Origin of the sequence: Bacillus sp. M13(2017) (genome assembly GCF_002218325.1) — a bacterium.
GTDB lineage: Bacteria > Bacillota > Bacilli > Bacillales > Bacillaceae_G > Bacillus_A > Bacillus_A thuringiensis_K.
Map to the genome: position 1 here is coordinate 24,928 of NZ_KZ268501.1, position 20,423 is coordinate 45,350.

The window sequence follows — 20,423 nt, forward strand, 5'->3', positions numbered from 1 at the left end:
AAGATTGTACGCTATTATTGCTACATTTGATCGTGTGTTTACTAATAAAATTACAGAATTGCAAAATGAATTAACAAATGTAATTGGAACAAATCAATTAGCTGGAGTAGAACCTCATATAACGATTGCGGATTATAATGAGTTAGATGTTAATTTATATATTGAAAAATTAAAGGGATTTGTAGCTATTCAAGAAAACATGTCTACAGTCACTTTTCCTTCTGTTGGAATTTTTCCTACTAATGGAACGGTCTTTCTAGCGCCGACCGTTACCGATGAATTGTTAAAACTTTATTATTCTTATCATGATTATTTTAAAACTTTTCATGACAACCCAAATTCATATTACGTACCGGGAAAATGGGTTCCGCATTGTACAATTGCAAATAAATTACATACAAAGCAGTTTTTAAGTGTAATGGAATATATTTATGGAAAGTTTGATTTTGCAACAGCTTCAATTGAGAAATTAAAATTAATTAAGGTGAATTATGAAAATGGTTTTGCCGTTTCTTCTAGTATATTAGCAGAATATAATTTAAAGAGAATGGAGACATCGAGATGACATATATAATTAGAGAAATGAAGCAAGAAGATATTCATGCTGTACAATCAGTAGCAAAAATAGCTTGGCATGATACATATGAAGGCATTATTCCAAGAGAAATTCAAGACAGTTTTTTAGACGAGGCATATTCTGATGAAAAAATGAAATATCGTCTTAAAAATACGCATTTATTCGTTGCGGAAGAAGAAGGAGAAGTAATAGGGTTTGCGAACTTTTCACCTGTTAGACTACAAAATGAAGCGGAATTAGGTGCGATTTATTTGTTACCAGATCAGCAAGGAAAAGGGATCGGAAGTGCTTTATTACAAAAAGGAATTAAAGCATTAAATGGGATACGGAAATTGTACATACATGTAGAAGCAGCAAATGAAAAAGGAAAACGCTTTTATGAAGCGAAAGGTTTTGCTGAATTAGAGCAATTTGAAGAAGACTTTGAAGGACATATGATGCAGACAGTAAGGATGGTTTTATACGTATAAGGAGGACTAGTAATGAAAATTTTTGATTTTAGTGAAAAAGTAGGAAAGCACCTATCAGTATTTCAATCTAATTTCATCATGTCGAAAATATTAAACCATCGAGGAAATATACATATCGGTGCTATGCATTTACACGAGAATGGAATCATCGGTTATCCCGCATTAACGGGCAGTAAGAACCCTGCCTCAAAATTCAGCGAAAGCAAACAAGTTAGGTGGGGGATCAACTGCCCGTAAAAGCCCGATTGGTTTAACTAATAATCAGTGGGGGATGAATAAAACCCCCACTGATTAAAGTTTCACTTTATCACGAAGCAGTTGTATCTCAACTGCTTCTTATTGTGGATGGAGCAGGATATGTATGTGGGGTAAATAAAGAAAAGATAAAGATAGAGGCGGGACAAGCTGTGTTTTGGGAAAAGGGAGAGCTCCATGAAACAAGTACAGAACACGGATTAACAGCAATTGTTATGGAAGCGGAGAATCTTGAACAAGCGATAGTAATGCCTATTATTCAAGGGGAGTTGTGAAAAATGATTGTTAAGGCGAATCAAGAAGATACCAATGAAATATTAAAATATTCGGCTCAATCGCTTTTTGAAGGGACGAGAGGGAATTGTCAATTAAGTACCGAGAAAGCAATTGAGATTACAAAGCCGATTGTAGAAAAAGGAGCATACTATTTAATCGTTAAAGAAAAAAATAAAGTAATGGGATGGATATTAATAGGGGAAAATACAGACTATTTTTCTCGTGAAAAACTTGGATTTATATATGAATTGTACGTTTTCCCAGAATATCGCGGGAGAGGATTATCGCGAGAACTGATGGAAGCTGGTATTAAGGAATTAAAGGAGAAGTATTCAGAAATTCGGTTGAATGTATTTGCTGGGAATTTTGCAAAAGAGATGTACGAAGAGTTTGGGTTTGTTGAAAGGCAGGTAATTATGACTTTGAAGTGAGTAGAATAGTCTGAATGAGAGAAGAGAAAATAATGATTTAGTGGCTACTTTATCGCTGGAATTTAAAGCGAATAAGTATAAAATAGATGGTTTGCCTTTATTTTATAGTAGATTTATAGAGTGTGCTTAAAAAACAAATAAATTAGTATTATATAATATATCGTTATTATAGTAAAAGAGAAATTTTGGAAAAATATCATTTTTTTGTTTAGAAATTTTTAAATTATTGATATAATCAATTTGTAGAATTGATTATTGGTTAATTTTACTATTTTTTAATTTTAAGGGGGATTTAATAATGGCAGGACAAATTCGTATGTCACCAGAGGAGCTTAAATCGAAAGCGACTCGATATGGACAAGGTGCAAATCAAATTGAGGACATTTTACGTCAACTACAAAACTTACAAAATGAATTAAGAGGAGAATGGGAAGGTCGTGCTTTCGAAGGTTTTGACCAACAGTTCAATCAATTAAAGCCAAAAGTACAAAACTTCGCACAGCTATTACAAGAAATTAATATGCAGCTTAATAAAACTGCAGAAGCTGTTGCTAGACATGACGAAGATCTTTCTCGTAATTTCGGTCTACAATAAGACAGATAAAAAGAAATATATAATTTAGCCATGCAACCATACGTTGTATGGCTAAATTACTTTAAAACTAGAGTAAGATACGAAGTCTTTCATCAGATAGACTCGCAGTCGCAGGAGTGATAAGTAGTGAAAAAGTTCAAATGGAGCATCTTGTTGTTTATTATTTTAGCTCTTGTACTATCAACAGGGGTCTCCTATTTAGCATTAAATCAAAATGTTAAGAAAGCTAATGAGAATACTACACCAAAAATGACAGTTGCGTTGGTAAATGAAGATCAGGGCACTGTATTTGAGGGCAATAAAATAGCGTTTGGAGATCAATTTGTTAAAAATGTAAATAAAAATACGAAACAAGAATGGTACGTAGTTAGTCGCGGGGTAGCAGAAAATGGATTGAAAAATAATAATTACAATATGATGATTGTTATTCCAAATGATTTTTCTAGGAAAGCAGTTGCGATTGATTCAGAGATTCCGGAGAAATTAACTTTAAACTACAAAGTAAATGCAACTGGGAATAAGGATTTGAAAGCTGAGGCAGAAAATACAGCTTCTGTTATTTTAGAAGATTTCAATAAGCAAATAATCGACGTTTATTTTGCGAGTATTATCGGTAAGCTACAAGGTGCACAAGATAATATAGGTAAAATAATTGAAAAAGGAAACGTTCAAACAACTATGTATAAAAAAGATATACATAGTCCGTTAGCAAATTACACAAATCAATTTAAAACAGTACAAGATTATACAGGTGTTTCTGTTAATAGTTTCAAAGGATTTCAGGATGTTTTAAAAGGTTTCGGTCAAGCGTTAGATGAAGGGAATAAATCTAACAGTACGTACTTAGATGGTTTTAATAACTTTCAAAAAATGCAAACTGATAACAATTTATTAGCGAATAATTTCACAAATCAATTTAATCAATATATGAATGATATGAATACAGGCGATGCTTTAAAGCAATTAAGTGCATTGGAATCCGCTAATAAAATTATTTCAAATCAATTTACGTTTTCAGAGAAAGAACCGAATATTTTAACTGATGCTTCAGCGATTCAAAAATATTTAGCAGATGTAAAAAAACAAGTGTCTGAATATGATACAGAACTTGCAGGAAAGTTAGAAAGTGATATTCAAGATACGGTAATTAAGAAATTAAAGCAATCAATGTCGAATGATGGAAAGCAAGAAATCTTCATAAATACATTAATGAAACAACCAGATGTTCGAATAAAGAAACAAATCGAGAATTTAATTGCGAAATTACCTAGTTTAAACATGGAAGAAATCGGTCAAAGTGATTTACCAGATACAACGAAATTACAACTGCAAAATGTAATTCAATTTACAAAAAAATATAATAAAGAAAATAATTTTTATTATGATCCTGTAAATAAAATGTCTTTAGGAAACGCCATTAAAGAAGTGAAGGATAGACTTTATACAGAGGGAATTACATTTAGTGATACTGCAAAAGTAATTAAAATGGAATCTCCGCAAATTTTGAAGATAAGTATTCCAGAAGAGTTTAAACTAGATGGAAGTACAGAAGCTTTATATATTGATGATGTGGATCGTACAAGTGACTTTCTACAAAGCGAAGCAGGAGAAATTACAATAGCTCCTCGTAATGAAGGGGATATAAAGATTAGCTTGCATGTGAAGCTAAAAGATCCAAACATCAATATAGATGTTTTCTCTCCTGTAACATGGCAGTGGGAATTGAGCGGGACTCATAAAAAAGAAACTAGTCCTGAAAAAGAAGAACCTAATAAAGAGGATAAAGGAACACAAACTGAAAATAGCAAGGTGGAAAATGTGGTTCATAAATCACAGTATGGCATAATGCCGTTAGTACACAATGCTAAAACGCCTATTATCAAAAAAATGGAAAACACAACAGGCAATAATGAAGGAAGCCAAGGAGGCGGAACAGGGAAAGACAACGGAACCGGAGGAAACCCAGGAGGCGGAACGGGAACAGATAACGGAACTGGAGGAAACCCAGGAGGCGGAACGGGAACAGATAACGGAACTGGAGGAAACCCAGGAGGCGGAACGGGAACAGACAATGGAACCGGAGGAAACCCAGGAGGCGGAACGGGAACAGATAACGGAACTGGAGGAAACCCAGGAGGCGGAACGGGAACAGACAACGGAACTGGAGGAAACCCAGGAGGCGGAACGGGAACAGACAACGGAACCGGAGGAAATCCAGGAGGCGGAACGGGGACAGACAACGGAACCGGAGGAAATCCAGGAGGCGAAACGGGGACAGACAACGGAACCGGAGGAAATCCAGGAGGCGAAACGGGAACAGATAACGGTAAAGTTATTGAAAGTACAACGAATCAAGTTGTACATCAAAAAGCAGAAGTATTAACAAAAAATATATCTAGTGCATTAATAAAAGAAGCAGTAGATACAGTCGAAAGTTATCAAGGTTTAATGAGCCTTTACGAAATGTATTATGGGATTGATTTAAGAACGAAAGATGTAGGTCCTAAGTTAGAAGAGGGAAGTTTAGATGCAATTGCGACGAATCAATCTTTGTACTACGTATTAAATAAACAAAGCTTAATTGATTTAATTTCAAATCTTGTTTCATCAAGTATTACTACAGAAATAAAGCAAGATATGTCAGGTTTAAAACAAAAAATAAACTCTTATCAACAATCTATTACTAGTGCGGATCAAAATTCTATGCTACTAGCGGAGAAATTAAATGGAACGACGCAACAAGCAACTAGTATGAATGAAAATTTAGGAGAGTATTTAAAAGGTTTAGCGAAATGGCGTGAGAATAGCTTAAAGCTAGTTGAAGAGCAGCAAGTATTAACAACAAATCATGCTGGTGAGCAAACAGCTATTTTATCGTTAGATTCTGGTATTAAATCATTAATGATGCAAAGTCAGTCATTGGTCGAAAGTTCGAAGCATAGTTTAGCAACTTCAGACGATGTATATAAAACATTTGATCAAATTAATGGACAAGCAAAAGAAATTCAAGACAGCGGAACGACAATTGTTTCAAAAGCTGATTTATTATTAAATGACTTTACGAAGAAAATGGAAGATGATAAATCATTCTCCAAAAACTTTACGAAAATTTTAGCCAATAGCCGTATTGGAGATCGTCAAAATGAGATGCTATATGACTTTTTAGCTAGTCCAGTTCAAAAGCAAAATGATGGAGTAATTGTAGCAGGAAATGCTTTTACACCATACTTAATTGTATTAACTTGTTTCATTGTTGCATTATTTACAGCATACGCAATTGCGAATCAAGAAAAGAAAAGAATGCAATCAGATCATTTTGAAGAGAAATTCTCATTAATTGATATGAATGTACCAACTACAGTAGTAGCTTTCGGTATATCAATTGTGGAAGGGATTAGTATAGGTATCATTTCTGGGCGTCTTTTAAAGTTTGGTCAGGATCAAAGTTTACTATGGATTGCGTTCATCACATTTATTATGATGGCGTTTGTATTAGTCTCAACCTACTTATTACGACAAATAAAAATGGTAGGAATGTTTATACTATTAGTATTTTTAAGCATGTACCTGTTTTTAACTGAGGCAGTTGGAAGTAAAGTAGATCAAATGTCGTCTGTCGGAAAGATACGTCAATTCTCACCGCTTCAGTATATAGAAAGTTTTCTAAATGATTTTATTAGTGGTAAAGATACTGGGAAAGTTATTTTTGTCGTATTGTTTGTAATTGCCATTATTGGATTGGTTAGTAATCTATTTGTATGGCATAAGAAATGGGAGGAAAAAGAAGTAAATGATCAAACAATGGAGCATAGTGGCTAAGTTATCATTTCTCTCTATCCTTTTACTGTTTGTCGCGCTACCGATAAGGAGCGCGGCTGACAGTTATCTTGGTGATGATGGGAAGATTAAGTTTAAAGTGGATCGACTTGAAGAAAGCGACCAAGAAAAAAATAAAAAGGAACATAAGGAAACAGAATTAGATAAAGCATCGATTGAGTTATTTAACAAAGATATAGAAGAAGAAATTGAGAAAAAGAAAAAGAAAGAACAAAAAGATATGGAAGCTTTGCGAGATTCTCTTTTTACAAAACCAAAAGAGAATAATAGTGTTAAAGATACGAAAAATAGTTTGTTTAGCAGTGAATACATTGTCAGAAAAAGTGCAGATGAAGTAGCGAGTAATGAAACAATGAATGAAGAGCCAATTAGTATAACAATAATATTATTATTTGGCGGCGGCATTCTACTTATTTGCATCGGTATTTATACGGTTCTTCGTAAAAGTTGGAGGTAAAGCGATGGCAATACAAACACATATCAATGTGACAGTAGATTTTAGTAAATGGAATGGAAATACATATGATTTGCGTATTCCGAATCATCAATCTACTAAATATTTATTAAAAAACTTATTAGATACGCTAAAGATTGATAATCATGAAGGTTCACATTTTGTAATTAAAGTGAAAAATAAGTCAATTGTTTTAACAGATAATGATCGTTTAATTGATCACCAAATAACAGATGGAGATATTTTGCAAGTTTTATAAAGAATATTTTTTACTTTTAGTTATTTGAAAATAAGTTATTACGGGTTATAAAGAAAAGGAGAAGAGGATAAACATGACGGAAAAAATAATTCAAATTGATGCAATGAACTATCAATTTCAAATAGAAAAAGAAAATTGGAAATTGGAGATGACCAAATCTCAAACACGTATAAAAGACTTCCGTCAATTCGATATAATTACGGGCGAATCATCTGAATTTGTACCATTAACAATAGAAGAAACGGATGATATGTTTACGTTTCTATATCAAGTAGATAAAAAATTACATAAGTGGGACGATCTTAGCCGTTTTGGAAGAAATGAGAAATTAAGACTACTTCGGAATGTTGCGCAGTTTCGTAAATATTTAAATAAACGAATCACGTTCTTTTTACATCCAGACAATATAGTTTTTAATGCTAATTTAATACCAAGTATTATACATAGAGGAATTCGAGATATTGTTCCGCCAACCCCGTTATTAGAAGAGCAATTTTTAACACAATATAAGTGTCTAATTATTGCTTTATTCTCCCAAAAACATAACTTTGATGATTTGTATGCTGGGTTACTAAAAGATGCAAAAGAAACAACATTTGAACAGACCGTTGCTCAAATGGAAAGCTTAGATGCATTACTGCAGTTTCTTGATGACAGCTTTGAGAAGGAACAAACAAAAACAGAAAAAAATATGCAGTTAGTACCTAAAAAAAGCTACAAATCATTTAAATACTTAGCTTTTTCCTTCATAGCGGCGACAGTTATTTTAGCTGCTCCTTTAATATATTTCACTTTTATAAAATTTCCTTATCAAAATAAATTGTTAGAAGCAAATGCAAGTTTCATAGCAACTGATTATGACAAAGTCATTACGCAATTGAATGAAGAGGAGTTTGAATCATTGCCGATTGCATCTAAATATGAGTTAGCATTTGCATACATTACAGCTGAAAAACTAGGTGAAGCTCAAAAGAAATCGATTATGAAAAACATTAGTTTGAAAAGTGATGAAAAGTATTTGCTGTATTGGATGTATAACGGAAAAGGTAATTTTGATAAATCATTAGATTTAGCTAAGACACTTGATGATCCTCAGCTTATTATGTACGGCCTTGTTAAACAAATTGAATCACTGAAAAATAATCCTGATTTATCAGGGGAAGAACGTGATCAAAAGTTAAAAACATATGAGCAACAATTAGATGAATATAAAAAGAAATATGGCAATTCATCAAGCGATAAAAATTTGTCGGACACAGAGAAAAAAGAGTAAGCAGTTGAAAAGGAGCAGTGAACACGGATGGAGCAACTATTAGTATTGACTTATGGAGACAAAATATATAAGTGCACATTACATCCAAATGAGCAATCAATAGTGTCGATTGGAAAAGAGTGGACAAATGATATTACGAATCCAAGTTTAGAACAAGAAATAGAGTTAAAGTGGAATAATGAAGTAAATGCTTGGATGGTACAGGATCAATTAATAGAATTTAATAAGGAAATTGAGATTGGGAAAACAAGAGATGTGAGCTTGAAAATCTTTATATCTATTGTTGGCACAACTAAAGTGTTTGATATCGGAACGAAACATTCTCTTACAGTGAGTCAAAACGATTACGATGATATTTCTATTACCGGGACTATTGTAGATTTAATGCTATCTCGCGAAACGTTGTACGATTCTTTTAAAGTGAACGTGTATGGCGGGGATGTATTTCATAATTATACGAAGTTAAAAGATAGCGTTATGTTGGAATCAGGAGACGTATTATATTTTGATGGTATTTTATTGGAGATTGGTAGTGAAGACATTCAAGTACTTTCTTCAGAAGATAAAGTGAAATCTGCGTTACCTATTTTAGTAGAATCAGAAACAAATTATCAAAGTGGTTATCCAGACTATCATCGTTCACCACGTATTATTTACCGTGAACCAGAAGAGAAAATGACAATTGCAAAGCCTTCAAGTATGCCATCAAAACCAACGGAGCATTTAGCAAGAATCATTGCACCTTCACTTGTCATGATTGTCGTAACTGTATTACTTGCTATTTTCATGAAATATGGAATGTTTATTATCGCATCGATTGCGATGACATTAGTAACAATCATTGTTTCTGTCACATCGTATATTAAAAATTTGAAGCAATATAAAGTCGACATTGTTGAACGAGATAAAAGCTATAGAGAGTATATAAAACAAAAAACGAAAGATTTACATGCAGAAAGTGAAAAACAGCGTCACGCATTACATTATCACAATCCAAATGTAGAAGTAATACGTAATATGGCAGTTCAAGTAAATCCTAGAATTTATGAAAAAACAATGTTACATCATGATTTCTTAACATTTAGCGTTGGAACAGGACAAGCTAATACGAGTTTTGAAATTCAATTTAATGAAGAAGAATTTAGTCAAACGAAAGATGAATTAATCGATATAGCACGTGAACTAAGACAGCGTTATCTATCATTGGAAGATGTACCAGTTGTAACAGATTTAATGAATGGACCAGTCGGTTATATTGGCCAACGCTCTTTAGTGTTAGAGCAATTACAATTATTAGTTGCACAAACGGCTTTATTCCATAGTTATTATGACTTGCAGTTTATTACTATTTTTCCGGAAGAAGAAAAAGAAAAATGGGATTGGATGCGCTGGTTACCTCATGGAAGTGTTCGCGATATAAATGTACGTGGATTTGTATACCATGATCGTAGCCGTGATCAAGTGTTAAATAGTTTGTATCAAATATTGAAAGAACGAAAATTAAAACTAGATGAAAAAAGTTCTACTAATGAAAAAATGTACTTTGCACCGCACTATGTCGTTCTCATTACAGATGAAAAACTAATATTAGACCATGTTGTTATGGAATTCTTTAATGATGATCCGAGTCAATTAGGTGTATCACTTGTATTTGTACAAGATGTTATGCAAAGTTTACCGGAGCATGTGAAAACGGTAATAGATATAAGAGATGCAAAACAAGGGAACATCATCTTAGAGCAAGGAGAGCTTGTTAACCGTCAATTTAAACTAAATCACGTACCGAAAGGGTTTAATTTAGAAGATATTTCACGGGCATTAGCACCATTAAATCATTTGCAAAACTTAAAAAATAGTATTCCAGAAAGCGTAACATTTTTAGAAATGTACGGCGTTGAAAAAGTAAAAGAACTGAATATCACAAGTCGTTGGGAGAAAAATGCAGCGCATAAATCTTTAGCTGTACCACTTGGATTACGTGGTAAAGAAGATATCGTAAACTTAAATTTACACGAAAAAGCACACGGACCACACGGATTAATAGCAGGTACAACAGGTTCAGGTAAATCGGAAATTATACAATCGTACATTTTATCTCTAGCAGTTAATTTCCATCCGTACGAAGTAGCCTTTTTACTAATTGACTATAAAGGCGGCGGTATGGCGAATTTATTCAAAAACTTACCGCATTTATTAGGAACAATTACGAACTTAGATGGAGCACAAAGTATGAGAGCGCTCGCATCAATTAAAGCTGAGTTACAAAAAAGACAACGATTATTTGGGGAAAATGATGTAAACCATATTAATCAGTATCAAAAACTGTATAAAGAAGGCTTAGTAAGTGAACCGATGCCACATCTATTTTTAATTAGTGATGAATTCGCGGAACTGAAGTCAGAACAACCAGAGTTTATGAAAGAGTTAGTTTCAACAGCGCGTATCGGTCGTTCGCTCGGAATCCATTTAATATTAGCTACGCAAAAACCGAGTGGTGTTGTAGATGATCAAATTTGGAGTAACTCGAAATTCAAACTAGCATTAAAAGTTCAAAATACGTCAGATAGTAATGAAATTTTAAAAACACCGGATGCTGCTGAAATTACATTACCAGGACGTGCTTACTTACAAGTTGGGAATAATGAAATTTATGAACTATTCCAATCAGCTTGGAGCGGAGCAGACTATGTAGAAAATAAAGAGGATAAAGAACATTTAGATGCAACAATCTATGCAATAAATGATCTAGGACAATATGAAATATTAAGTGAAGACTTAAGTGGACTTGGTAGCAGTAAAGAAGTAATAAGCGTACCATCTGAACTGGATGCTGTTATTGACTACATTCACGATTACGCAGAAATAAATGAAATTGAAGCATTAGCAAGACCGTGGTTACCACCACTTCCAGAAAGCGTATATTTACAAGACTTACATGCTATTCAGTTCAAAGAAGCATGGACGAAAGAAAAGAAACCATTACAAGCAACAATTGGTCTACTAGATCAGCCTGAATTACAATCACAAACACCATTAACACTAGATATTAGTAAAGACGGACACGTAGCGGTCTTCTCAAGTCCAGGCTACGGAAAATCAACATTCTTACAATCAGTCATTATGGATGTAGCTCGTCAGCATAGTCCGGAGCATTTGCATGTGTATTTAGTGGACCTTGGAACAAATGGTCTTCTACCTTTGAAAGGATTACCTCATGTAGCGGATACGATTACGATTGATGAATCTGAAAAATGTTTAAAGTTTGTTGAAAGATTAACTCAAGAAATGAAAAATCGTAAACGATTATTAAGTGAATATGACGTTGCAAATATTGAAATGTATGAAAAGGCAAGCGGGAAAGAAATACCACATATTATTATTGCAATCGACAATTATGATGCAGTAAAAGAAGCGAAGTTCTATGAAAGCTTTGAAATGCTAATTATGCAAATTGTCCGAGATGGTGCAAGTTTAGGAATTCATACCTTAATTAGTGCAGGGCGACAAAATGCACTTAGAATTCAATTGTACAATAATATTAAAATCCAAACTTGCCTATATATGATTGATCAAAGTGAAGTAGCTAGTATTGTAGGGAGATCTGATATAAAAGTGGAAGAAACAGCAGGAAGAGCGTTAATAAAACTAGAATCTCCTACATTATTCCAGGTTGCATTATCTACGAAAGCAGAAGATGAATTACAGCAAATTCAATTATTACAACAAGAAGCAAATGATATGGATCGAGAATGGGATGGAGAACGTCCGAAGGCAATTCCAATGATGCCAGAAGTGATTGATATTGCTACTTATCGTAAAAATAAAGACGTTACAAAAGCTCTACAAGCAGCAAGAATTCCAATGGGGCTTGATTTTGCAAACGTAGAAGTTGTAGCTCATGATATTGCGATGAATGATCATTTAATGATTTATAGTGTAGATGATAGTATGAGAAAACAAATTGTATCTAGCATCCTATCTCAATTGAATAAAGATTATTTTGAAAGTGTGACGTTAGTGGATACAGCAGAGTATAGTTTCGTTCAATATAAAGATAATGTGACGCATTACATTGTAGACGAAAATGAAATCAATATGCATGCGAAGTATTGGATGGAAGTAATTCGCGAACGAGCTCTTGAATTAGCGCAAGCAAGACAAGAAGGTAGAGAAATTCCTGCATTCACAAAACAACTCATTATCATGACGAATGTTGAAGAGTTTAGTAAATTTGTTTATTTAGAAATGGAGGATGCAGCAACTTTAATTGATTTATCTCGTACAGTGGGCATTTACTTTGTATTAGCAGGTCACCACGACTACATGGACCGAAATCGTGAAGCTCTACCTATGAAAATGAGAAGTAAGCTAACAGCAGCAATTATCGCAATGCCATTAAATGATCAAAGTATCTTCAACATAAAATATATAAGCAACGAAGCACCATTAGGTAAAGATGAAGTGTATTACTATCAAAAAGGGAACATAATGAAACTAAAAATGCCTAGAGTAACTAACGAGGTGACAGTATGAAATTAAAGAAGAAAGCTAAGGTGATGATAGTCGTGTCAATAGTGGCAAGTTTATTAAGTGGATGTGGTTTTGGAGAGACAAAGATAGAGTATGAGAGATTAGTAAAGGCGTTGGATGAAGGGGATATGAAGACTGTTATGTCTGCTAGTGATGATGGGTATGCGTATGTGAAAGAAGAGGTTAGGGATAGCACTTTTATTGAGGATAATAATAAGCAAATAGGAGTAGTTTATCAAACAACGCAAGGTATTTATAGTATTAAAGATAATATTCTTTTTGGTGAGGCACAAAAGAAAGTCAATACTCCAGTTGAGGATGAAAAACATAGTGACAACCCACAATATAAAGAAGAAGTTGTATTCAAGTCAGATATAAGATACGAAAATGGACAGCTAGAAGCTTCAAATCGAGGGAAAGATATGTCTAATATAAAATTAATGCTTAATAGAGTGCAAGGAATAAAAGAATTGAAACCAAATGTGAATAAAAAAAGCTTCAGCCAACCAGCTACGATAAGCTATAATTTATCAGAAACTCAATTTAAAGAGATATTTAATGGGAATTTAGGATTAGAGTATGAGAAGTTTAGTTATGCAACACTACTAATTGAATTTAATTCTGCTAAGGATACAAAGGAAAATCCGATGGAAATAACAGAGATAACAATTTCGATAGGCTATAAACAAAGAAATGAAGAAAATAATATGATTAGGCATGATCAAGAAATAACAACATATTTACATAATAAAGAAGAAAATAATCGGAAATCAAAAAAAGATTACTTACAATATGAAAAGAAATTTAAAGAAAGCCATTAATATATAAGGGGGAGAATATGGTGAATGAGGAAGATTATAAATTAAGTAGTGATGTAGGAAAATTAAGATTATCGGCAAAAGATATTTATGATTATAATGCACAAGAAAAAAAATATAATAATTCTGATCCAATAATAAATAAACAGAAGTTACAAGACAACTTTAATGCTAATCTTATAGCTTCTGATGATATTCATTCAGTAACTGGATTTGGGGCATATGCTTTAGAGGATAGAAACACGCATGAAATTTTCATTGTATACGTTGGAACCCAACCGAGCCAAATAGGTGATTTAGCAACCGATGGAGCAATTGGACTGCATAATTTAACTAATTCACCTATATTGGGGTCATTAGCAGAATTTCAGTATAGTCAAGCAGAAAAATTTTATGAAAAAGTCAAGGCGGGGAATAAAGGAAAGAAGATAACTTTACTAGGGCACTCCTTAGGTGGCGGAGCAGCGAATACAGTTGCATTAAGACATCAAGAAGATAATATAAACGTATTAGCTTTAAATCCTGCGCCTGTTTTAAATAAAGATGTGGTTAAGTACGGATACGGGACCAATATGAAAAATTGCCGCAGTCTTATAAATGAATATGATCCTTTGTATGGCGCCATTAAGGCCGCAGATTTTGTAATACCTGGACAGGTTTATAAAATGGAAAATGGGGAAGGGCATTCTTTTTTATATGATCCAAAGTTTTATTCTAGGAATGGGAATGTAGCAATAGATAAATTGAAAAAGGTTAGCGAAACAGGATTTGATTGGAAATTTGGTTTTTTAGAAATATCAGAATCTGCTGGGGACCTATATAAAGGAATCGCTGGAAAAAAAACATTAAGTACAACAGAAGAAGTTGTAGTGGATTTAGTGGTAAATGGAACCCCAGTCAGTGCAATTCTAGTTGCAATAACAGTAGTGGGAGATACTAGTGCTCTAGCAACAAAAATAGCAAGTATAGGTGTAGAAACAGGAAAAAAAGCTTTGAAATTTAGTAAGGAAGTTATACAAGAAGTTAGAAATCAGGTGAATGCGGCTGTGGATTGGATAGAGAATAAATTAGCAAAATGTAAGGAAAAGGTACTTGAAGTGTTAGAATCAGTATTTAACGCAGCTGTAGATTTTTTAGTAGGATGCATCATTCTTTATTTATCCCGTGATGAAATTATAGCAATTGCAAAAGAAGTAGCATCTTCTCTTGTTCAAGATATTTTAGATGTATTTAAAGGTGACTTTGAAATTGATACAAATATTGCTTCAATTGCTGGAGATTATGTAAGAAGCCATCGCCAATCATTATTAAACTATTTTATGAATGATGGTAGTAGAGGGTTAAATCGTTCATTATTAGTAGAGATTTCTAGAGATGTGAACGAACTTTCAAATGATTTAAAAGAGTTAAGTCAAGATGTAACAGATGCGGTAATTTCTATGATAGCAAAAGATGAAGAGTTAGCTTCAGTTTCTTATTATTGATAAATGTTAAGGAAGGGGGTATGAGGATGGATTTACATATGATAATGTCGAGGGTTCATAGTACATTTCCGGACAGTGGTGGGCGAGATCAAATTATTAATGTTGTTATGCAACTTGAAAAAGCAGCTGTATCTTTGACCGGAGATATTAGAAGATTAGAAAATAGTATTGATAATAGTTTGCAAGGTAAAACACGTGATGCTTTTATTGATCGTATCCGCCAATTAGAAAAAAGGCGACAAAAAATAGAAGAGAAAATTATCGTGTTAAAAGGATCGGTGAATTAATATGAAAGATTATATGGAGAAAGTTTTGCCTTTAGGAAGTGTAGTGAGGTTGAGTACTGAGGAAGAAAAAGATGTAGAATATGTAATTACTACAAGAGGAATACTTCTCGATGAAGACACTTTCTATGATTATGGTGGGGTATTACACCCAGTAGGTTTGACGGCAGAGACATATAAATTATTCAATGATTTTGATATTTTAGAAGTGAAATTTGAAGGGTATAAAAATTCTATTGAAGGAAAATTTGCTCATAATTTTAAAATATGGCGAAATGAATTTGTAAAAACGATAAAGAACAAGGCTGAAAATAATAAGTAACAATTATTAATAAAACAAGGGCTATAATATATTTAGAAATAAATAGACTTCCCTCTTTCAACATGGAAAGAGGAAAGTCTATTTTTGATTGAATAAGAATCTAAATATCTAGTATTACGTGGGAACAACATGAAAAAGAACGTCAAGAATTTATAGCGAATAGAAAAAGAATAAAATAAAAGTTGAAATAACATTTGTAAATAATAGTCATAGACTGTTTTTTATGGTGGAAATCTATTTGTGAAGAAATAAATCATTTTATCCTATACGATGAAAATGGGATATTTCGGTATTTTTATAGTTAGGAAAAAGTTATTCTAAAAGGAGTAAGTTGGGGGAATCATAGACGTAAGAAAAAGAAACCGAAACAAATAAGAAAAGAAGCTGTTCAGATAAAACCGATAGTAGAAGAAAAACCACTAAAGAAGAGTAGCAACAAGTTGGTCGATATTCTCCTAGGTATTCTTCTTTTTCCAATTCTTATATGGGCTGTCTTGGGAGGTTATACAACACAATTAAGCAAAGGGAAGACTTTCCTTATTATCGTTTTCTTTCTCTTAATTGCAATAGGGTTATCTATGATAGGAAATAAATAAGGGGGAGTTCAGATGTTTAAGAAGAAGGAGAAAAAAACATTTACGTTAGACTGGTAAACACACAAGGGGAAATCATTCGAGAGTTTAATTGTACAGAAAAAGACTTGCGAAAAGTAAAAGAAAATGGTGCTGAAATTCGTTTGGTTGGAGACAACTCATATGAGATGGTAGCAACCGATGAACAACTAGAAAAACTAGCAAGAGCTGAAGCAGAAATCGAAGAGGAAATTAAGGCATGGGAAGACGCTTTAAATGAGAGTTTGGAGGAACGCGAAGAAAGAGAAGCGAGACAGAAGGAATTGAAAGAAAAGAATAAATGGAGTACAAAGAAGAAAGTAATCGTATTTGGATTCATATTCTTTGTATTTATTGGATTACCTATTATCGAAGGGTATCAGAATAGTAAACTAGTTAAAGAAGGTACATCATTACATGCAGAAATTGTAGGTAGGCATGTAGAGAAGGAATTCATGTTTACACACCCCACATTAGTAGTTGAGGTAGATGGTAAAAAGCATAATGTATGGGTAAGTGAAGAGACATATAACGGAGCAGAGTGGTTAGGTAGACTAAAAGCCATCAAAACAAAAGATGGTAAAGTTGAGAAAGATCCTAGATATGAGGGCGAAGACTTAATCACGAGTTATTAAGTAGTATGTTTTTAATATTCGCTTCTCAAATTAAACAACATTATTATTTGCAAAAGTCGAATCCATTAAAATAAAAAACAAATTTAAAATAACTGTAATAACCTGCTAGCATATTGTTGATTGGAGGTTATCACCTTTCTGAAGATAAAATTAAAGAGCTTTATTATCTCGATACAATTGTGCTGACAGTAACGTTTTTACTAAGTGAGTGGAGTTTCAGGGAGTATGAGGGATATGCTTAAGTAAAAGAGAGAAGAATATTTAGAGCTTTTGAGGAGAAAGAAGGCTATTTGAACTATCAAAAGCATTTTGATTATGTACGGTAATTAATGTAGAGATAATATTATCCGAATATAGTTACACAAAGATGAATGTACTTAAAAAGTTAGGAATGTAATGGGATTTTATTGAATGAAAATTATTTAAACTGTATAGAGGTGAAAAGTCAGGATGTGGAATATAAAAGAAGAAGATTTAGATGAATTTAGGATGACATGTAAAGATCGTTTAAGTCCAGAAGGTGCTACAGGATTTATGTTTGGAGGAATACTTTATAGTTCAATAGCCGTTTTTTCTATTATTGTATCAGGTGGTTGGGAGTACTGTATGGTTCTCCTTAACATAGGAATTGTTAAGCTAGAGGTGTTGGCATATGCTCTGCAAGTAATTTTTTTCGTGCTATATTTATTTCCAAAAGCACAATTTAAATTTCAAAAGCTACAAACAATTGTTGTAATATTAAATGCATTTCAAATGGCTACTATATTACTTACAGTTTTAGTTGTTTCTGAAATAGCTAATAATTCAATGGATCGTATTACGTTGAATTATGTATGTTTGCTATATTTAGGAGCGGTAATTTTCCATATTGTAACAACAATAGATACATTTAAATTGGCAAGTGAAGGTGCGTTTAGTATGGATGAGAGGTCTGCTTCTTTCTTTAGTAAAACAAAAGGAAAGATGATGAAGTGGGCTACACTATACGCATTAATCCTTCTTATTTTGATTTATTTTCATAATGATTATGCGTTTGATACTTTTATTGGATATGTAATAGGTACTGTTTTAATGTATACGATAGCCATCGGTGCAGCTGAATTTCAGCTATTAGCGTATTGCAGGTTTAAATTTCCGTCATTTAATAAAACGTGGGAGCAACATAAAAGAGAGACTCCAAGATATCGAAAGAGAAATAAAAAAGGTAAATCGAAACGTAAGGCATAAAGAAAGTGTGTATTGTAAGTTTTAATAGTGAAAAAAGTAGTGGTTTAAAGGAGAGTATTTTAACTACTAAAAGAAATTTTAATTATGTAATGTGATTAAAAGATTATCTAGTTGAAAATGTAGAGAGTAGTGTGATGATGAAATGAACAAAAAAAAGTGTTTAAAATGATTACTATCATAATAGTAATCAGCTTACTACAAGCATGTAGTTTTTTTGAAAAAAAGATAGAGTATGAGCCATTTGTCAAAGCTTTGGATGAAGGTGACATGAAAAAGGTTATGTCCGCTAGTGATGATGGATATGCGTATGTGAAACAAAGAGGTATATATAGTACATATGAGCAAAAGGAAGATGGAGAGCACAGTAAAACAATTTATCAAACTTCGAAAGGTATATATAATACGAAAGATAAAAGTTTATATGGAAATACAACACAAGAAATTACCTCGAAAGTAGATAATAAAAATTATAGAGAAGAAGTTAATTATAGTACAAATATTAGTTATGAGAATGGACAGGTACAAAGTACGGATTCAAGTCTGGATGTTTCATACGTGAACTTAATTGTAGATCGTTTAAAAGGGATTGGGAAACTAAAGATGAAGCCAGGAGATGATATAAAAAAGTTTGGTCAGCCTAGTACTGTTGGATATAAACTAACTGAATCAGAGTTTCAAAGTATTATTAATGATAAGCTGAAAATACAATATGATGAATATGGTGGTGGATCGATCGCACTGCATATTGAGTTTACAAAGGGTTCAGAGCAGATATTGGAAGTAAGTATTGTAATGAATTATAAAAAGAGAAATGAAGAAGGAAAGTTAGTAGAACACATATCACAAATACATACATATTTTGATAGTCACCAAGGTAATAACCAAGATGCGAAACAGGAATATATTGATTTTAAAGCACAGTATAATAAGACGCAGTAATATTTAGAAGGGCATTTGTACGGAAAGATAATAGCGACATAAGTGTGATAAATGTTTCATAAATATTTCTATTTGTAGTGGAAAGAATTTGAGTATAAATATGTAGCCCCAGTTGCTGGAGTAGATGCAACTGGGGCATTTATCTGTCTAAATTTAGCTTGAATACATGACATGTTTTAGTTAGGGGCACGGCTTTACAAGTAGTTTCTCCATCTTCATAATAACGGTGTGAAGTTTTTATGTAATCTGCTTTTATTGCTAAGTTACAACTATTTCCTCTTATAAAGTATTGCTTATTATCGATACATCGTCCACATCCCAATGTCTTTAAATCCTAGTCGTTTATAAATTCGTCCAGCAGCTGGATTGTTATAAAATAAACAAAGTGTTCGGCCTTCTTTCGTAAAGTCTTGAATCATTTTTTGTAGTATGAGTGAAGCAAATCCATTTCCACGATAATTCGGGTGTGTACATACACCAACTACCATAGCGGATAATGAATTTTCAGCGGAAGTAGAGGCGGATGCGATGATCACGCCATCTTTTTCAATATAGTATGTGCGTCCTGTATTTGTTTCGATAGCCTGCCTTAATATTTTCTCTGATTCATTAGTAGTCGGAAATTCAGCAATGTCACTTCGTAATTTCATAATTCGTTCTATATCATCGAGTGACGCAAGTTTAATCGTTTCATGAATAGGCGTGTCAGGTAAGTTGTTGTCATTTAGACATTTACAAAAATACATTTCATTTTTGACGCCTAATTGTAGACTTGGAGCAGTTTCAAATCTTTCTACAATAGTTGACTTACCAGAGAGTTTAAGTGGCTTATATGCGGAAAGAAGTGCCTCATAATCAGTGGTAACAAAGTCTTCTTTACTATATGGTATAAATGAATCGTGGAATCGGAGTAAAATTGATTTTAATGTTCCATTCTCTTTAAATACTCCCCATAGTTCTTGAAAATCTGTGTCATAACCGAAAGCTTCAATATCTCCAATAATAAACAAGTTAAGGGCTGCTTCTTCTTTTAGGTAAGCGAATACTTGTTCATGATCTTTCTTTGTTAATTTTCGCATCATAACGAATCGACCTCTTTTTTTATTTTTCTAAATATTACAACTTAAGTTTTTTGAAATCAATATA

General features: G+C 33.0%; 17 protein-coding genes and 3 pseudogenes. 19 read left to right on the top strand and 1 reads right to left on the bottom strand.

Annotated elements, in window-relative coordinates:
• Positions 1-4: 4 nt before the first annotated feature.
• From CGQ22_RS06375 to CGQ22_RS06465, 19 genes and pseudogenes are all read left to right on the top strand, one after another.
• Entirely contained in the window at positions 5-565 is a 561-nt protein-coding gene (locus CGQ22_RS06375; RefSeq protein ID WP_061884094.1) for a 2'-5' RNA ligase family protein, read from the top strand.
• Positions 562-1,047, top strand: coding sequence for a GNAT family N-acetyltransferase (locus CGQ22_RS06380; protein ID WP_000221048.1), 486 nt, complete (start codon positions 562-564; stop codon positions 1,045-1,047). The genes CGQ22_RS06375 and CGQ22_RS06380 overlap by 4 nt, the downstream gene beginning before the upstream one ends.
• 12 nt (positions 1,048-1,059) lie before the next feature.
• A pseudogene (locus CGQ22_RS32865) lies at positions 1,060-1,577 on the top strand (cupin).
• Between the two features lie 3 nt (positions 1,578-1,580).
• Positions 1,581-2,009, top strand: coding sequence for a GNAT family N-acetyltransferase (locus CGQ22_RS06395; protein WP_000635650.1), 429 nt, complete (start codon positions 1,581-1,583; stop codon positions 2,007-2,009).
• A gap of 298 nt (positions 2,010-2,307) precedes the next feature.
• Complete coding sequence (locus CGQ22_RS06400; RefSeq protein ID WP_000918601.1) at positions 2,308-2,604, top strand: WXG100 family type VII secretion target; 297 nt, start codon at positions 2,308-2,310, stop codon at positions 2,602-2,604.
• A 126-nt stretch (positions 2,605-2,730) separates the two neighbouring features.
• The gene (gene esaA / locus CGQ22_RS06405; protein ID WP_089148412.1) at positions 2,731-6,423 is read left to right on the top strand and encodes a type VII secretion protein EsaA; all 3,693 of its coding nucleotides are present in this window, start codon (positions 2,731-2,733) and stop codon (positions 6,421-6,423) included.
• Entirely contained in the window at positions 6,395-6,898 is a 504-nt protein-coding gene (essA, locus tag CGQ22_RS06410; RefSeq protein WP_000595655.1) for a type VII secretion protein EssA, read from the top strand. Before esaA ends, essA begins: the two co-directional genes overlap by 29 nt.
• 4 nt (positions 6,899-6,902) lie before the next feature.
• Positions 6,903-7,154, top strand: coding sequence for an EsaB/YukD family protein (locus tag CGQ22_RS06415; RefSeq protein WP_089148413.1), 252 nt, complete (start codon positions 6,903-6,905; stop codon positions 7,152-7,154).
• 73 nt (positions 7,155-7,227) lie between these two features.
• Positions 7,228-8,427, top strand: a complete 1,200-nt coding sequence (gene essB, locus CGQ22_RS06420) for a type VII secretion protein EssB (protein ID WP_000136609.1) — start codon at positions 7,228-7,230, stop codon at positions 8,425-8,427.
• Between the two features lie 27 nt (positions 8,428-8,454).
• Positions 8,455-8,736 (top strand): annotated as a pseudogene (locus CGQ22_RS32870) (FtsK/SpoIIIE N-terminal domain-containing protein); the annotation flags it as partial.
• A pseudogene (gene essC, locus CGQ22_RS06425) lies at positions 8,731-12,960 on the top strand (type VII secretion protein EssC); the annotation flags it as partial. The pseudogenes CGQ22_RS32870 and essC, both read left to right, overlap by 6 nt.
• The gene (locus tag CGQ22_RS06430; RefSeq protein ID WP_089148415.1) at positions 12,957-13,778 is read left to right on the top strand and encodes a DUF3952 domain-containing protein; all 822 of its coding nucleotides are present in this window, start codon (positions 12,957-12,959) and stop codon (positions 13,776-13,778) included. The pseudogene essC and the gene CGQ22_RS06430, both read left to right, overlap by 4 nt.
• 17 nt (positions 13,779-13,795) lie before the next feature.
• Positions 13,796-15,259, top strand: coding sequence for an alpha/beta hydrolase family protein (locus CGQ22_RS06435; RefSeq protein ID WP_089148416.1), 1,464 nt, complete (start codon positions 13,796-13,798; stop codon positions 15,257-15,259).
• Between the two features lie 26 nt (positions 15,260-15,285).
• Entirely contained in the window at positions 15,286-15,546 is a 261-nt protein-coding gene (locus tag CGQ22_RS06440) for a hypothetical protein (protein ID WP_000363090.1), read from the top strand.
• A 1-nt stretch (position 15,547) separates the two neighbouring features.
• Positions 15,548-15,865 (top strand): DUF4176 domain-containing protein, encoded by a 318-nt coding sequence (locus tag CGQ22_RS06445; protein ID WP_000656387.1) that lies wholly within the window; start codon positions 15,548-15,550, stop codon positions 15,863-15,865.
• 314 nt (positions 15,866-16,179) lie between these two features.
• The gene (locus tag CGQ22_RS06450) at positions 16,180-16,461 is read left to right on the top strand and encodes a hypothetical protein (protein ID WP_089148417.1); all 282 of its coding nucleotides are present in this window, start codon (positions 16,180-16,182) and stop codon (positions 16,459-16,461) included.
• Between the two features lie 104 nt (positions 16,462-16,565).
• On the top strand, positions 16,566-17,111 hold the full coding sequence (locus CGQ22_RS06455) for a hypothetical protein (protein ID WP_089148418.1): 546 nt from the start codon (positions 16,566-16,568) through the stop codon (positions 17,109-17,111).
• 450 nt (positions 17,112-17,561) lie between these two features.
• Positions 17,562-18,338, top strand: a complete 777-nt coding sequence (locus CGQ22_RS06460) for a hypothetical protein (protein WP_089148419.1) — start codon at positions 17,562-17,564, stop codon at positions 18,336-18,338.
• Between the two features lie 165 nt (positions 18,339-18,503).
• Entirely contained in the window at positions 18,504-19,277 is a 774-nt protein-coding gene (locus CGQ22_RS06465; protein ID WP_089148420.1) for a DUF3952 domain-containing protein, read from the top strand.
• Between the two features lie 296 nt (positions 19,278-19,573).
• Here CGQ22_RS06465 and CGQ22_RS06475 read toward each other — a convergent pair whose 3' ends face one another.
• Positions 19,574-20,359, bottom strand: a complete 786-nt coding sequence (locus CGQ22_RS06475) for a GNAT family N-acetyltransferase (RefSeq protein WP_089148422.1) — start codon at positions 20,357-20,359, stop codon at positions 19,574-19,576.
• Positions 20,360-20,423 lie beyond the last annotated feature (64 nt).